Origin of the sequence: Schaalia odontolytica, from assembly GCF_002847525.1 — a bacterium.
Lineage (GTDB): Bacteria > Actinomycetota > Actinomycetes > Actinomycetales > Actinomycetaceae > Pauljensenia > Pauljensenia odontolytica_B.
This window is the reverse complement of sequence record NZ_PKKM01000016.1, coordinates 16,294-32,735: the sequence shown is the minus strand read 5'-3', so window position 1 is coordinate 32,735 and position 16,442 is coordinate 16,294. Positions and strand designations below refer to the sequence as shown.

The 16,442-nt window shown below is 66.8% G+C and carries 9 protein-coding genes; 3 read left to right on the top strand and 6 right to left on the bottom strand.

Annotation, left to right across the window (positions count from 1 at the left end):
- Positions 1-373: 373 nt before the first annotated feature.
- Entirely contained in the window at positions 374-1,663 is a 1,290-nt protein-coding gene (locus tag CYJ22_RS09500; protein ID WP_101602435.1) for a DUF5692 family protein, read from the bottom strand.
- Between the two features lie 167 nt (positions 1,664-1,830).
- On the opposite strand from CYJ22_RS09500, the gene CYJ22_RS09495 reads away from it, so the two are divergent.
- Positions 1,831-2,874: a hypothetical protein gene (locus tag CYJ22_RS09495; RefSeq protein ID WP_101602434.1), complete on the top strand. Its 1,044-nt coding sequence runs from the start codon at positions 1,831-1,833 to the stop codon at positions 2,872-2,874.
- Entirely contained in the window at positions 2,874-3,929 is a 1,056-nt protein-coding gene (locus CYJ22_RS09490) for a DUF5692 family protein (RefSeq protein ID WP_101602433.1), read from the top strand. The genes CYJ22_RS09495 and CYJ22_RS09490 overlap by 1 nt, the downstream gene beginning before the upstream one ends.
- 181 nt (positions 3,930-4,110) lie before the next feature.
- Here CYJ22_RS09490 and CYJ22_RS09480 read toward each other — a convergent pair whose 3' ends face one another.
- From CYJ22_RS09480 to argS, 5 genes are all read right to left on the bottom strand, one after another.
- Complete coding sequence (locus CYJ22_RS09480; protein ID WP_243390501.1) at positions 4,111-4,374, bottom strand: CopG family transcriptional regulator; 264 nt, start codon at positions 4,372-4,374, stop codon at positions 4,111-4,113.
- Positions 4,375-4,810: 436 nt separating this feature from the next.
- A complete protein-coding gene (locus CYJ22_RS09470) occupies positions 4,811-9,139 on the bottom strand; it encodes a S8 family serine peptidase (protein ID WP_101602431.1) in 4,329 nt (1,442 codons plus the stop codon).
- Between the two features lie 237 nt (positions 9,140-9,376).
- Positions 9,377-11,551, bottom strand: coding sequence for a S8 family serine peptidase (locus CYJ22_RS09465; RefSeq protein WP_243390500.1), 2,175 nt, complete (start codon positions 11,549-11,551; stop codon positions 9,377-9,379).
- Between the two features lie 360 nt (positions 11,552-11,911).
- Positions 11,912-13,312: a diaminopimelate decarboxylase gene (gene lysA / locus CYJ22_RS09460; protein WP_101602429.1), complete on the bottom strand. Its 1,401-nt coding sequence runs from the start codon at positions 13,310-13,312 to the stop codon at positions 11,912-11,914.
- Positions 13,313-13,316: 4 nt separating this feature from the next.
- Positions 13,317-14,996, bottom strand: coding sequence for an arginine--tRNA ligase (gene argS, locus CYJ22_RS09455; RefSeq protein ID WP_101602428.1), 1,680 nt, complete (start codon positions 14,994-14,996; stop codon positions 13,317-13,319).
- Positions 14,997-15,166: 170 nt separating this feature from the next.
- Between argS and CYJ22_RS09450 the strand changes: the two genes are divergently transcribed.
- The gene (locus CYJ22_RS09450) at positions 15,167-16,426 is read left to right on the top strand and encodes an Nramp family divalent metal transporter (RefSeq protein ID WP_101602427.1); all 1,260 of its coding nucleotides are present in this window, start codon (positions 15,167-15,169) and stop codon (positions 16,424-16,426) included.
- Positions 16,427-16,442 lie beyond the last annotated feature (16 nt).

Below are 16,442 nucleotides of genomic sequence, written 5' to 3'. Positions count from 1 at the left end.
CGCAACCCCCATCATCGGAAGACCTCGACCTCTACCCGGCCACGACACGCCCAACCCCGCATACCACCCCCACACCCTCAATTATGAAGAGCCGCCAAACGGTGCATTAAGACAGCGGGACCTTCTTCATGAGGGACATTGCGGCGCGTTAGAAAGCACCGAGCGCCATAAGGTGCATTAAGACGGGGTCTTAGCGTTACCCGAGTCGCAGATCGAACGCGAGGTGAGAAAGCACCGCGCGCCATACGGCGCATCAAGACGCGGCGCTCCGAGAGCTTTTGGCGGGAAAGCTCAGCGCCGAACTGGCACCCACAACAACGAGGCCTCCCAGGTCAACCCGGGGAGGCCTCGTCAATGTTGGGCAGAAGACCACCTACGAGCGCGAACCCGCATCCCTCTTCGACGGGTGCCGCCGGTCCTCTCCCCTCCACCAGGGCATCCAGGCGCGGTAGCCGTCAGCGGGCGCCGTGGGTGAGTCGGGCTCGAAGCCGAGCTCCGCGGGCGTCTCGGGGATGCGGTCGACGAGGAAGTACTTGTCCTTGTCATCGCAGTGCTCGCGCACGATGGTGCGGAACTCGGACAGCTCACAGTACAGGACGCCCGTGATCGGGTTCCTCTTGTACACCACGATCTTGTACAGCCAGTAGGCGAACAGCGCGACATTGGCCGCGAGCGCGGCGGCCGCACACGCGATGTTCGCGCGCGGGTCCATGGTCGCGAAGTTGAAGATGTCCGAGGGAGGGACCAAGACCTCGGGCAGGAGGGTGTTCATGGAGATCCAGAAGACCAGCGTGAAGCAGCGGAACCAGATCCACTGCCCCTTCGCCCACGTGAACGCCGGGATCGTGCAGGCGAGCAGCAGGGCGAGCGTGCAGTACCACGTGTAGTCGGCCAGCGAGTTGTACAAGAACGCGTGATTCCACAGGTCGTAGGCGATCACCCACGGCCACACCATGTCCACCCAGATGAGGCCGCGCACGGAGCGCTTCCCGGGCGAGGTGACGATGATCTTGCCCAGGCCCGTGATCGTCATGATGTTGAGCAGGCCGGCCGCAGCGGACAGCAGGTTCCAATACCCGCCAATCGTGCGGAAGCCCGTCTCCGGGTCGATGCCGACGTGGCGGGCGGACAGGTTGGCGGCAACCTCCTGGTACCACTGCTGGGAGTGCAGCTCGGCGCTCACTCCCCTGGCCTCGGGCAGGCCCGCGATCATGTCAATCGTGTGCGCGTCGTTGACGCCCTTCAGGCACTGCCAGTCGGCGCCGCACGCGTAGTACGCATCCGCGTTGAAGTAGATCGTCAGGTCGCGGATGTTCGCCTCCATGATGTTGACGGCCAGGCCGATCCACAGGGCCACGCCCAGCCAGATCGCGTACTTGTGCGCCTTGACTGGGTTGCGCTTCGCGTAGACCAGGACCGTGCCCGTCATGGTGGCGGTCAGGATCATGATCGCGTACTTGCCGAACGGGAACCACCCCACCATGGGCGTCCCATGGATCCACGCGTAGGGCATGAGCGCGATGCCACCCACGGTCCACACGGCGAAGATCGTCCAGTTCCACCGCCTATTGATTTCCGCGACGGCGATCTGGGCGGCGAGCACCAGCAGCCAGATGAGATAGACCTTGGGAGTCCCAAGCTCCCACAGGAAAAGCGAGTCCACGGCATTCTCCTTCGAACGCACAACCGGGCTAATAGTTGTCGGCTATCATAATCCGAAACACTAACCTAGTGTGCGGGGTTCACCGTCGAATCCCCATCGTTCCGGGGCTCCCCACGGGCCAGCGCCAGCGCGGGCGCCCCTCGTCAATTCCTCAAGGAGGAGGACCCATGACACGCCACCGTCTACCCCGTCGTACCCTCTGTGCCGCTGGCCTGACCGGAACCGCCGCGCTCCTGGGAGGTATGTACGCCTTCAGCCAGCTCAGCGGCAAGGCCACGCCCGAGGAGCAGGCCTGGCACTACCCGGGCGACGACCTCATCGACGCCAACTACGACAACGGCTACTCCTCAACATACGCGATCACAATCGACGCGCCCGCCTACGCGGTGTGGCGACTCTTCAAGCAGATCGGCGCAGAAAAGTCCGGATCCTTCTCCTCGGAGTTCCTCGAGCGCGTCTTCGCGCGCCTGCCCTTCTTCAACTCCTACGAGATCCAGGAGGAGTTCCAGCAGCCCGACTCGATGGTGCCCGGCGACATCGCGGCCTTCGACTTCCACGGCATGTCGATGGAATGGGCGGACATCGTACCCGGCAAGTACATGGTCCAGTGGGTCGACACGAAGAACCCGCCCAAGGCGCCCGGCTCCTACGCGTTCCGCTTCCCCGGGATGACGAACTTCGCGGCCGCCTGGTGCTTCTACATGGTGCCCCTGTCGGGCGGGCGCACGCGCCTGATCAACCACTGGCGCATCGGCTACGAGCCCGCCTCCCCCGCCATGAAGGCCCTGAACTGGGTGAACATCGAGTTCATCGGCGGGTGCATGACCCACCTGCAAAACCTCTACGTCAAGCGCGTCCTCGAGTTCAAGAAGAAGCAGCACCTGACGGGCCGCTTCATGCGCGGCATGCTGGGCGGACGCTTCTTCAACTCGGGCACGCCCGCGGGGCGCTACGACGGCACTCCCCTGTTCGAGGAGACCTTCACCCAGTGGTTCCGCTACGGACGGTCCGCCCCTGCCGTCGCCGAGATCCGCCCACCCGTCACCGACGACCCCTCCTGGCCACCGACGGGCGCGGACAGCCCGTGGGCGAACGAGGTCGACGCCTCCTACTTCGAGGGCTGGACCGAACCCACCTTCTCCTGGGAGGAGCAGATCCGCCAGAAGATGGAGCGCACCTACCTGCCCAATTGGGGGAAGGAGCAGCGCTGATGGGCACCGTCACTCCCCCGGACTACCCGACGCTCTTCTTCTTCGAGGTCGGCCAGTGGTGGGACTACGCGATGCTCCTCCTCGTCATCGTGCTCCTCGCGGGCGGGGCGTGGCTGGCCCAGCGCAACATGTGGGTGGTCCTCGCGCTCTTCGTGGTCGTGCCCATCGCGCTGACCATCTTCTGGTGGCCGCACTCGACGGCGGGGACAGCCTCGGCGGGCTGGTTCCCAATCGTGAAACAGTACTCGGCGCTGGCGGGGTCCCTGTGCCTCGTCGCCCTGCAGGTCTTCCCCAGGCTGCGCTACAACCGCTGGTACCTCATCATCCCGCCCGCCATCCTGGCGGTGAACATCGCCGAGGCCGTGGTGCGCGACTTCCAGTGCTACGGGATTCACGGGGTGGATCCCTCGCAGGGGATGGTCACGTGGGGCGGGCCGTGGAACATCATGAACGGCGTCGCGGGCATCCTGAACCTGCTCGCGATCTCCGGGTGGGTCGGGATCTTCGTATCCAAGGGCAAGGAGCGCGCCCTCATCTGGGGCGACCTGACGATCGGATGGATCATCGCCTACGACCTGTGGAACCTCGCCTACGTGTACAACTGCCTGGCGGACCGCGCGTGGTACTCGGGCGTGGCGCTGCTGGCCTCGTGCACGATCCCTGCGCTCATGAAGGTTGGGCGAGGCGCGTGGATCCAGTACCGCGCGTACACGCTCACGCTGTGGTCGGGAGTCGTGCTCACGTTCCCGCACTTCATGCACGATTCGATGTTCGCCCACCGCAGCGCTCACAACCCCTGGGCGATGTTCATCCTCTCGGCGGCCGCCCTGGTGGCGAACGTGTGGGTGTTCGCCGCGCACGTGCGCACGATCGTCTCCAAGCGGCGCAACCCGCTCACGCAGGAGGTCCACGCCGACGAGGCCACCTACGCCTCGTGGGTCCGCGCCCTCGCCTCCGATGAGGACAAGGAGCTCATCGCCGCACGCTTGGGCACAACGCCCGAGAAGGCGGGCTTCACGTCGCTGAGCGGGGGCACCAGCTTCGTCAGGTCGTAGCCGCGCTCAGCTTCATCAGCCCACGCCTGAATCTGCTCATCACTGACGGGTTCTCCGCGAAGAAGACGATCACGCATATGACACCTTGGAGGAAAACAAGACTACGAAACCACCGCACACAAGACCTCGCACGAACACATCACAGGAGCAACGAGGCCAACTGAACGGCCACACGCCTCTCTTAAAGGGCGTCGATCAAATCGCGCACGAGCTGCGACGGCGTCGTACCGCGCTCCTGAGCCACCTCAGCGAGCTTGGCACGGCGAGAACGATCAAGACGGAGGGTGAACGGCTTAGCACCAACACCGACACTAATCGGACGTCCGGCCACTGACGATCCGAGATGCTTCCCGTCGTAAGGAACACCGGTCTCGGCTTCGTTCCCCCAACGCTCCAGATCCTCATCGGTGAATGTCGCGCCGTCAGCTGACTTATACGTCGCCATCATTACCTCCTTAAACCAACCTCTGCGAGCACCGCTCGCGTTACCAGCATCGCATGGAAAATGAGCCATCCATCGGGCTCATCCTCGACCGCAATATATTCCAGAAGTCGCCCCTTGCGGTCGAGGCCAACCCCGACCCACTGGATCGGATGCGTATCGCGCGCACGCGAACGCAACGTGCCCTCGAAGGCAGCGATAACATCATCATCCTCAACATCACTATGACGTTGATGGACACGAGGATGAACCCGGACTCGCACGCGATCACCTCCATAGTTTCGTATACACGCTAGTGTAGTACGAAATAGACGCCAGAGGGAAGGCCCCCACGACATCTCTCCTCGCACAGGCGCAACACGTGCGAGGGGCCGCGCACGAGACATCGTGCGCGGCCCCTCACCATCTCAACCGGGAAGGAACCCCGGCCTCGTGATGCCTACTCCTGGAGGCGTCCCTCGTCGTCGAACACGTAGCGCGTGCCGTCGATCCAGCGTGCCCCGGTCACCATCGCCCCGGAGGAAGACAGGTAGAACCAGGAGCCGCCGTCCTTCACCCAGCCGGTGCTCATCGCGCCGGAGGTGGCGAAGTGGTACCAGGAGGAACCGATGCGCGCCCAGCCCGTGGCCATCGCACCAGAATCAGCCAGGTAGTACCAGGTGGAGCCGTCGCGCATCCAGCCGGTGCGCATCGCGCCCGAGGAGCCCAGGTAGTACCAGGTGTCGCGCACCTTGGTCCATCCGCTGGCCATCTCGCCGCTGATGGGATCCAGGTAGTACCAGGTTCCACGCACCTGCACCCAGCCTGCGGCCTGGCCGCCGGAGGGTCCGTAGTAGAACCAGTGGCCGCCCTCGCTGACCCAGCCGGTCACCATGTAACCGCGGGAGTCGAAGCGGTAGATCGCCCCGTCGATGCGCAGCTGCGTCGAGGTCGGGTAGGTGCCGTCCTCGTAGCGCCACCACCAGCCGAACGCGCCGGACACCCAGCGGCCCGAGCGGGCCTCGTCCGGGCCGACCTGGTCAGGGCTGACCGTGAAGGGAACCTGGAGCGTCGCGTCGTCGTCGGCCCGGGCGTCGTTGTTGCGGCCCATGGCCTCGACCGTGACCGTCGCGGCGCCCGCGAAGCGTCCCGTTCCGTTCGGGTGGGACACGTCCACACCGTCGGCCTGCAGCGTCACCGAGTTGCCCTCGAAGGCGCCGTTGCCCACGCCGGTCGCGACCTCGCGCTCACCGACGAGGAGACGCGCGGATGTCACCGGACCGGTGACGGTCACGCGGATGGAGACGCGCCCGGCGACGCTCTCCCCCGCCAGCGGCTGCCACGTAGTGCCATCGGTGGAGTATTCAACGCTGCCGATGACGGGCTTCGCCTGATCCTTGAGAACCGCGTCCAGGGCGTTGGGCAGGCCCGCGCCCCGGTACTCGCGGCCCTCGACGGGCTTGAGGCGATCCCAGTTCGATGGATCCCCCGCCTGCTTCTTCGCCAGGGCGATGATCTGCTCGGCGTTCATCTCCGGGTGGACCTGGCGCAGCGTCGCCATGACGGCGGCCGCCAGGGGCGAGGCCTGCGACGTGCCGTACAGGTTGCCGTAGGCCTTGCCGTACCAGCTCGTCAGCGGCGCGTAGATCTTCGCGCCGGGGGCGGCGAAGTCGACGCTCGTCGCGCCCCAGTTCGACCAGGAGGCCGGCTCGAGCACGCCGGTTGCGGGGTCGGCGCCCTCGGGCAGCTGCAGCGCGGACACCGAGAGCGTACCGCGCAGCTTCGGCGGCATGTAGACGGCGCCCGTCACGTCGCGCTCGTGCGCACCCCAGGTGTCACCGGGAGCCGAGTCGTCAGTCGTGGGCAGGTTGTCCAGGTCGGTCGAGAAGTTACCGGCGGCCACCACGTTGATGACGTCCTTCGAGGTCGCGTAGTCGACCGCGCGCTGCACGGCCTCCTGGCCCGCGGCCTGCTCGGGGTCGTTGGGGAGCCAGTACTTCCACGGATCCACGTAGTACGAACCGTTGGTCACCGAGATGCCGTGCTCGGCGGCCCACACGAAGCCGCACACGATGTACTCGGGGTAGAAGAATCCGCCGTTGCGCGAAGCCACGTTGATCGCGGCGATACGCAGGGTCGGGTTCACACCGTCCACGCCCACGCCGTCGTGCTTCGCGGCGATCGAGCCGGCCACGTGCGTGCCGTGGGTCGCGTCATCCCAGCGCCAGGCGGCGGGGTCGCGGTTCGGGATGCCGTTGAACGAGCAGGACACGGACTTGTCGTGGTCGACCTGTCCGACCAGGTCCGGCACGGTGTCATCGACGGACTGGTCCATGATGCCCACCGTGACGGGCGCACGCATGACGTCCACGCCCTGCGCCTCGAGGGCGCGCAGGGCCTGGAGGTGCCATCCGTTACCGGTCTGCGGGTCCGGGGTGAGGGCAGCGTCCTGGTCACCCTGCGCTCCCTGGGAGCGGGGTGCGGCCGCAATCGCCGCGTCCGCCGCGACTCGCGTCTCGTAGGAGATGGGGACCATGGCCTCGTTACCGCCGACGGGCGCCTGGCGGGTCGGGCCGATCGAGTCGTAGCTGATCCCCTCCTTCACGAGCGCCGCGCCCAGGTCGGGCGAGAAGGTAGGCGACGCGGACTGCACGAAGAACGTGCCGAAGGCCGGGTACTGCGCCAGCAACAGGCCACCGTGGAACGAGGCCTGGGCCGCCGCACGCTGGAAGGTGGCGTTATCCGTGCCCTTGGGCAGGTTGACCGCGTAGTTGGCGGGCAGTTGGTCGTTGCTGCGCGCGGGAGCGGTGATGCCGGCCGTGGCGGGGCCAGCCGGCGCGGGCGCGTCGGCATCGGGCGCGGGGGTCACCGCGGCGTTGGGGTCGCGCGAGACGGTGAAGACGGCCTCGCGGCCCGTGTCGTCGTCGGCCTGGCGATCGAAGTTGATGCCGGTGGCGCTGACCTGGACGCGGGCGGTCACCGAGTCCGTGCCCTCGGGCAGCAGGGCGCTGAGGTCCACGTTTTCAATCGAGACGCCCAGTGCCGTGTCGAAGTACTTGCCCGAGCCGTCGCGGTCGACAGCGGCCAGGCCCGCGACGTCCATGTGCAGGTGACTGATCGGGGCGATGGCCTCGGCGTAGAAGGTGACGGGGCCGGCCGGCAGGGTCGCTCCGTGCACATCCTTCCATTCACCCTTGCCGACCCGGTACTGCAGGGTCTGGACGGTCGGCTGGGGCTGGTCGCGGCGCATGGTGGTCAGCGCGTTGATGAAGCCGTAGCCGCGGAACTCCTTACCGTCCTCGGGCGCTTCCAGGCGCGTGTATTCCATGGCGGCCTGCTTGCGCATAAGGTCGGTGATCTGCTTGCCCTGGAAGCCCGGGTGGATCGACTTAATGAGCGCGGCGATGCCCGTGATGTGGGGCGTGGCCATGGAGGTGCCGCTGGTCTTGGCGTAGCCGGAGGAGAAGATCGCCGCGGGCACGGTCGAGTAGATGTCCTGCCCCGGAGCAGTGAAGTCGACGCTCTTGCCGTAGTTGGAGAAGTCCGCGCGCTTGAGGTTCGCCCATTCGGGCTTGGTCTCGACGTTGGTGCGCGTAGCGGCGCTGACCTGGCTGACGCCCTCGACCATGGCGGGGACCTTGACGCCGTTCTTCACGGGGCGGTCCTTGATCGGGGTGTCGAGGTCGGTCGGCGATCCACTGTCGGTCGTCACGTTGTCGTTGTCCATGCCGTCGTTGCCCGCCGAGGCAATGACGGCCAGCCCCTTGCCCTGCGCGTAGGCGATGGCGCGGGTCGCGGCCTCGAGGCCGGCGGCCTGCTCGGGGTCGCTCGGGCTCCAGTAGACCCACGGGTCCATCGAGTAGGAGTTGTTGACGATGTCAACGCCGTGGCTGGCGGCCCACATGAAGCCGCAGGTCACGTACTCGGGGTACATGAGCTGCTCGCCATTGGATGCCTTGATGGAAACGAGGGTCGCGGTCGGCGCGATGCCGTCGATGCCGATGCCGTTGTGGTTGGCAGCGATGATACCCGCGACGTGCGTGCCGTGGAAGTAGTCATCACGCCAGGACCCGTAGGCCTGAGAGGGAATGCCGTTGTGCCCGCAGGAGACCGAACGGGAGGTGTCGACACGACCCACGAGATCGGGGTGCGTGTCATCGATGCCGGTGTCGATGACGCCGACGGTGACGGGCGCGTGCGCGATCGGTACGGCCGCCGCATCGGTGGCGCTCATCGCCTGGGCACCCCAGTTGACGACCTCCTCGGGCTTATCGGCCTCGGTCACACTCTGTCCACGCAGGGAGGACGGGCCACCCGACTGTGCTCCGGACTGTGTGCCCGACTGGGCTCCGGACTGAGCTGGGCTCGCCTCCCCGGGCTGCGGGGCCGGCTGCGGGTCGGGGGCGGCCTGGCGCTCCCCCTCGGGCACGGCGGCCACGCGCGTCGGGCCGACCGAGTGCACGGAAATTCCAGCCTTCGCCAGGGCCTCGGCCAGGTCCGGGGCGAACGAGGCCGACTCGCTCTGAGCAAAGAACGTCCCCAGCTCCGGGTAGGAGGCCAGCGTGACGCCCCCGGCGGATGCGACGAGCGAGGTCGCGCGCGCGAGGTCCTCGGCGCTAGCCTGCGGGCTGAGGTTGATGGCGTAGTTCATCAGGCCGGCACTGGCGCGGGCGGGCGCGATGAGGCCGGTATGATCGTCGGCCCGGGTGGGTGGGGCGGTCGCTGTGGCCACGCCCATGGACAGGGCGAGGGCGGCGACGAGCCCGATGCGTGCAACATTGCGGCGCATGGTTCCTCGACTTTCAGTTGTGGGTCTGGCGAGTACGACAATGTACCCATCAGAACTATCATGCTTTAGTTTGTCACTCGCCACAATTTAGCGTCGCTTAAATTGGTCAACACCTGGCCAGAGGCAAGAATTTCAAGTAATCACTCTCCTGCCCGCTGACATTCGCCATCATGACAGTAAGGCGGGGCCACACACCCTCAGACGCGCGGCCCCACCTTGACACGTGGGAACGGTCGATTACTGCATACGACCGTCCGGGCCGAAGGTGTAGGTCACACCATCCACCTGCCGAGTGCCGGTGACCATCGCACCGGACGCGTCCAGGTAGTACCAGGACCCACCGTCGTTCAGCCAGCCGGTGACCATCGCGCCGGACGCGTCCAGGTAGTACCAGGAGCCGCCGTCGTTCACCCAGCCGGTGACCATCGCTCCGGATGCGTCCAGGTAGTACCAGGAGCCGCCGTCATTCAGTGGGCCGGTGACCATCGCTCCGGATGCGTCCAGGTAGTACCAGGAGCCGCCGTCACTCAGCCAGCCGGTGGCCATCGAACCCGAGGCGGTCAGGTAATACCAGGCGCCCCCAACCTGCACCCAGCCCGTGGCCATCGCACCGGAGGGAGTGAGGTAGTACCAGTCGTTGCCCCAGCTGACCCAGCCCGTGACCATCATGCCCGTGGGGGGTTTCAGGTAGTACCAAGCGCCGTCCACATTGGCCCAGCCCACCGCCTGGGCCCCCGATGCCTCGTGGTAGAACCACCGGCCGCCGTCGAGCACCCATCCGGTCACCATGTAGCCACGCGCGTCAAAACGGTAGGTCGCCCCGCCGATCTCAGCCGCTTGCGAGGCCGGGTAGGTTCCGTCCTCGTATCGGTACCACCAGCCGATCGAAGCCTTGACCCACGTGCCAGCCTTGGCCTCGCCGACCGCGTCGAGCGCGTCGAGGAAGCCGTAGCCTCGGTACTCCCTGCCGTCGATCGGCTCATTGAGGCGTCCGTAGTTGGCCACCGCCTGCCGCTCCATCAGGTGGATGACCTGGGCGCCCGTGAGCTCCGGGTGCACCGACTTGATGAGGGCCGCGATGCCCGACACGTGCGGGGTCGCCATGGACGTGCCGTCGGCGACGGCGTATCCGCTGCGGTAGAAGAGCAGCGGGGCCGTGGAGTAGATCTGGTCGCCCGGCGCGGCAAAATCAATCGTGTGACCGTAGTTGGAGAACTCGGCGCGGCCCAGAGACAGGCCCGGCTTCACGTTGTACGCCTGACCGACCGCGCTGACCTGAGCGACGCCGTCGAGCATGGAGGGAACGCGGATACTGCCCTCCACCGCGCGATTCTTCGTCGGCGTGGGAACATCGGTCGGCGATCCGTTGTCGATCCACGGATTGTCAATATCGACGCCCTCGTTACCGGCCGCCGCGATGACCGCCAGGCCCTTGTCCTGCGCGTACTTAATCGACCGCGTGGCCGCCTCGAGGCCCGCAGCCTGCTCAGGGTCGGTCGGGCTCCAGTAGACCCACGGATCCATCGAGTAGGAGTTATTCACGACGTCCACCCCGTGGCTCGCCGCCCACATGAACGCACACGTCACGTACTCGGGGTAGATGAGGCGATTGTCGTTGGTCGCCTGGATGGCAACGATGGTCGCTTCGGGGGCGATGCCGTCGATGCCAATATCGTTGTGGTTGGCGGCGATAATGCCGGCAACGTGCGTGCCGTGGTAGAACTCGTCACGCCACCCGTAAAAGTCCTGCGTCGCAACGCCATTCACCGAGCACTTCACGGAACGCGACGTATCGACGCGCCCCTCCAGGTCGGGGTGCGTGTCCTCGACGCCGGAGTCCACGACCGCAACCGTCACGGGGGCGCGCTTGACATTGACGGCCTCGGCCTCGCGCGCATGCATGGCGACGGCGCCCCAGTTGAAGATCTCCTCGTTCGCTTCAGTGGGAGCTGCGCTCGCGGCCTCGTCGCGCATAGAGTTCAGGCCGCCTGCCGCGCCGGACTGCGGGGCCTCGTCCTTCTTGTCGGTGGGCAGATCGACGCGCTCGTAGTAGAGGACGGGGGCCACGCGCGTCGGACCGATCGAGTGGATGGAGATGCCGGCCGCTCGCAGGGCGGCGGCCAGGTCGGGCGCGAACGAGGGCGTGGCGCTCTGCGCGAAGAAGGTCCCGATCTCCGGGTACGAGGCCAGGGCGGCGCCACCGGCTCCGGGGACGAGAGCGAGTGCCCGCTGGAGGTCCTCGGGGTTCGTGCCCGCGAGGTTGATCGCGTAGTTCATCTCGTCGTTGTTAGCGCGGACGGCGGAGACGAGTCCGGGCTCCTCGGCTCGGGCGGAGGGTGCGTTCACCGCGGCCACGCCCATGGACAGGGCGAGAGCAGCGACGACGCCGATGCGTGCGGCAGTGCGGCGCATGGTTCCTCGACTTTCGATTGTCACTGTCAGGATTTCGACTGCATTCACAGCTGCACCCATCATCCTAGAGTTTGTCAGTAACAACAAAACCTAGGCTTACCTAAGCCGGACTCCTCACCTTGCGGACCCTCCCCCAATTTCGCATGCAATTCCCCCAACCCCTATTTTCACTACCCCGCGAAAACCGCAGAATACCAACGATCAGATTTCAAATCATGAAATACTCATGGGGGAATTGCATGCGGATTTGTGGGGGAAAGACTCCCCTGGGGATAGGGCAGGCAACGGGGAGCGCACACAAAACGGGGAGCACCATCAGGCGCTCCCCGTCTCGTCGCTCTGTTTACTCCAGGCCGGCGTTTACTCCAGGCCGGCGTCGAGGGCCAGCAGATGGTCGACCGTCTGCGGACGGATGAACCAGCGGGCGGATCCGTCCTCGACGGCGAGCACGCCCGGCTTCGTCAGCATGTTGTAGTTCGAGGCCATCGAGTAGCCGTACGCGCCAACGGCGGGAACGGCAAGGAGATCGCCGCCCGCGATGTCGGCCGGCAGGTCGATGTCGCGGATGATGATGTCGCCGCTCTCGCAGTGCTTGCCGACGATGCGGCAGCGCGCCAGTTCAGATGCATCGGCGGGGTCACGATTCGCGAGCGTCGCCGTGTAGGCCGCGTCGTAGAGGACCGGGCGGATGTTATCCGACATGCCGCCATCGATCGCCACGTAGCGGCGCACTCCCCCGTCTTCCAGGGAAATATCCTTGACGACGCCGACACGGTAGAGCATGACCATCGACGGGCCGGCGATCGAGCGGCCCGGCTCGACGGACACGTGCGGGATCGGCAGGCCGTGGTGGGCGCAGCGCTCGCGCACCACGGTGGCCAGCGCTCGGGCGACCTCGACCGGGGAGGTCGGGATCGGATCCTGGCCCGTGTAGGCGATGCCCACTCCGCCGCCCAGGTCGATCGCGGGAACGTCGAGATCCAGCTCGGCCTTGAGGAGTGCCGCGAAGTCGATGACGATGCGCGCGGCCTCGGCAAAGGCCTCGGTCCCAAAGATCTGGGAGCCGATGTGGCTGTGCAGGCCCCGGAAGTCCAAGTGCGCCGCATCCTTGATTGCGGCCACGGCCTCGTACGCCTGGCCGGTGGCCAAGGAGAGGCCGAACTTCTGGTCCTCGTGGGCGGTCGCGATGTACTCGTTGCCGCCCGCGTGGATGCCGGACTTCAGGCGCACCATGACGGGCGCGACGACGCCGAGGTCAGCCGCGATACGCTCTATCTGGTGGACCTCGTCCATCGAGTCGATGAAGATGCGGTGAATACCGGCCTCGAGGGCGAGGCGGATCTCCGCATCCGACTTGTTGTTACCGTGCAGGCCGATGCGGTCGGGGTCCACCCCGGCGCGCAAGGCGAGGCTCAGCTCGCCGAGCGAGGCGGTGTCGATACCCAGGCCCTCGGCCGCAACGAGGCGCGCGACGTCGGCGCTCAGGAATGCCTTGCCGGCGTAGAAGGCGTCGCCGCCACTCATGCCGTAGCCGTCCCAGAACTCCTCGGCCATCGCCGAGGCCCACACGCGGGCACGGCCGCGCATGGCCTCGACGTCAAGCACGAAGGTGGGTGTGCCGAAGTCGGCGGCGACGCTGGTCAGGTCGACGCCTCCCACGCGCAGCACGCCGCCCTCCCGAGAAGCACTCCACGGCCACAGGTCGGGGCGCTCATCGGGGGTCGGGCAGGTGAGGGTGCCGACGCTTGCCGTCTCGCTCACCGGCTCACATCCTCTCGGGGGCGCTCACACCGAGGAGGCCGAGGCCGGTGCGCAGCACCTGGGTGACCGCGTCGTTGAGCCAGAGGCGGGCGATGTGGCCAGGCTCGACCGGATCGTCGCCGCGAGGCGTCACGCGGCACTGGCCATACCAGGCGTGGTAGGTCGCAGCCAGGGACTCGAGGTAGCGGGCGATGCGGTGCGGCTCGCGCAGCTCGGTCGCCTGCGCAACCTGCGCGGGGAACTGGGCGAGGGCGGCCAGCAGGGCCTCATCGGCCTCGGAGTCGAGGGCGGCCGGGTCGAAGCCAGCGTCGCGAGTGACGCCATGCTCGGCGGCGTTACGAGCCACGTTGCAGGTGCGCACGTGCGCGTACTGCACGTAGTAGACCGGGTTGTCGTTGGAGTGCTGCGAGAGCAGATCCAGGTCGATATCGACCTGGGTATCCATCGACACGCGCACGAGGGCGTAACGCGCAGCATCCACGCCCACGGCATCGACGAGGTCATCGAGGGTGACGATCGTGCCGGCGCGCTTGGACATGCGCACGGGCTCGCCGTCCTTCACCAGGTTGACGAGCTGACCGATGAGGATCTGCAGGTTCTCGCCCGGCTTGTCACCGAACGCGGCGCACATCGCCATCATGCGGCCGATGTAGCCGTGGTGGTCGGCGCCCAGCAGGTAGATGGCGGCATCCGCACCACGCTCGCGCTTGTTCAGGTAGTAGGCGACGTCGCCCGCGAAGTACGCGGCCTGGCCGTCCGACTTGATGAGGACGCGGTCCTTGTCGTCACCGTAGGTGGTCGTGCGCAGCCACACCGCGCCACCCTCGTCGAAGATCTCGCCGCGCTCACGCAGGCGCTCGATCGCCGCGGCAACCGCGCCGGAGGTATGCAGGGACTCCTCGTGGAAGAACACGTCGAAGTCTGCCCGGAAGGTGTGCAGGCGCTCCTTGATCTCCGCGAACATCAGCTCGACGCCGCGAGCGCGGAAGACCTCGATGGCCTCTTCTTCAGGCAGGGTGATCGGGTCGGGCTCGCCGGCCGCGCGCGCGTCGGCGCGGACCTGGTCGGCGATGTCGGCGATGTACTGGCCGCCGTATCCGTCCTCGGGGACCTCGCGGCCCATGGCGCGGGCGTAGAGGGAGTGCGAGAAGCGGTCGATCTGCGAGCCGTGGTCGTTGAAGTAGTACTCGCGGGTCACAGCGGCACCCGAGGCGGCCATCAGGCGGGCGAGCGAGTCGCCGACGGCGGCCCAGCGGGCGCCACCCAGGTGGACGGGGCCGGTCGGGTTCGCGGACACGTACTCGAGGTTGATCGAGCGGCCCGCGAGGGTCTCGTTGCGGCCGTACGCAGCGCCGGCCTCGACGATGGTACGAGCCAGCTCGCCAGCCGCACCCGCACCCAGGCGGATGTTGATGAAGCCAGGGCCAGCGACCTCGACGGAGTCGATACCGTCGGCAGCGGCCAGGTCGTCGGCGAGGATCTGCGCGAACTCGCGCGGTGCCATGCCAGCCTTCTTACCGAGCTGCATCGCGACGTTGGTCGCCCAGTCGCCATGCTCGCGCACGCGCGGGCGCTCCACGGTCACGGGGTCGGGGACCAGCGAAGGGTCGATCGAAATGCGACCGGCGGCAGCAGCGTCCAGCAGGGTCGCGCGGATGAGAGTAGCAAGTTCTTCAGGAGTCACCCCTTTAGACTACGGGGTTTTTGCTCCCATCCGCGAACTCTCCCCGGGTCCGTGAATGAAAACCTGGACACACGAGGCGCGCCTGGGTGGCTTTCGTCCCGCCGTGAGGGACGCGAGGCGAGTAATATTTCGGGTAGCCGAATATTTTTCTACCTATAGTGAGGATTCCCGTGAGCGCCACGGACACCGAGCATCGCCACAAGCTCATCCCCCTCCTCGGCCCCGCCTTCGTCGCGGCCGTCGCCTACGTCGACCCCGGAAACGTCGCCGCCAACATCACGGCGGGCGCGCGCTACGGGTACCTGCTCGTGTGGGTTCTCGTGGCCTCAAACATCTTCGCGATGGTCATCCAGTACCTCTCCGCCAAGCTCGGCCTCGTCACCGGCCAGTCCCTGCCCGCCCTGCTCGGCGACCGCATGTCTAAGCCCGCCCGCATCGCCTTTTGGATCCAAGCGGAGATCGTTGCGGCCGCAACCGACCTGGCCGAAGTCATCGGCGGTGCGCTCGCCCTCCACCTCCTGTTCGAGGTCCCACTCCTGTGGGGCGGCGTCATCATCGGCGCCGTGTCCATGGCGCTTCTCGTCGTCCAAGGCGAAGGCAAACAGCGCCAGTTCGAGACGATCATCGTCGGCCTACTCATCATCATCACGCTGGGCTTCCTAGCGGGCCTCTTCGTCGCGCCTCCCAGCCCGTCGGGGATCCTCGGCGGCCTCCTCCCCCGCTTCCAGGGCACCGACTCGGTCCTCGTGGCCGCGTCCATGCTGGGCGCAACCGTCATGCCACACGCAGTCTATCTGCACTCCTCGCTGGTCAACGACCACGAGGCCGACGAGCTCGGCCCGTCCACCGGCGACGCCCACCACTCCTCCGGACACCTCACGCGCCTGCTGCGCGCCACGCGCATCGACATCTACTGGGCGCTGAGCATCGCGGGCCTGGTCAACATCGGTCTGCTGCTGCTGGCGGCCGCGGCTCTGGCCGGTCAGAGCGGCACTGACACGATCGAGGGGGCGCACGCGGCAATCTCCTCCACGCTCGGACCGGTCGTTGGCACGGTGTTTGCGGTGGGTCTACTCGCCTCGGGCCTGGCCTCGACGTCGGTGGGCGCCTACGCGGGCTCCGAGATCATGAACGGCCTTCTCCACGTTCGCGTGCCGATCCTGGTGCGCCGCCTCATCTCGCTGATCCCGGCGCTCATCATTCTGGGCGCGGGCGCCGAGCCCACGTGGGCGCTCGTCGTCTCGCAGGTCGCCCTGTCATTCGGCATCCCCTTCGCGATCATCCCGCTCATGCGCCTGACCGCCAACCGCGATGTCATGGGCGACTACGCCAACAATCGTCCCCTGCGCGTCACCGGTTTCCTCATCGCGGCCGTCATCGTCGCGCTGAACCTGTTCCTCGTGTACCTCACCCTCACCGGCCAGGGCTAAGGGACGAGGCCTGGGC

What these genes read in the sequence shown, in the direction of transcription:
- CYJ22_RS09495 (WP_101602434.1), top strand. Translation starts at nt 1,831, where the DNA reads ATGACACGCCACCGTCTACCCCGTCGTACCCTCTGTGCCGCTGGCCTG.
- CYJ22_RS09490 (WP_101602433.1), top strand. Translation starts at nt 2,874, where the DNA reads ATGGGCACCGTCACTCCCCCGGACTACCCGACGCTCTTCTTCTTCGAG.
- CYJ22_RS09480 (WP_243390501.1), bottom strand. Translation starts at nt 4,374, where the DNA reads ATGGCGACGTATAAGTCAGCTGACGGCGCGACATTCACCGATGAGGAT.
- CYJ22_RS09470 (WP_101602431.1), bottom strand. Translation starts at nt 9,139, where the DNA reads ATGCGCCGCAATGTTGCACGCATCGGGCTCGTCGCCGCCCTCGCCCTG.
- CYJ22_RS09465 (WP_243390500.1), bottom strand. Translation starts at nt 11,551, where the DNA reads ATGCGCCGCACTGCCGCACGCATCGGCGTCGTCGCTGCTCTCGCCCTG.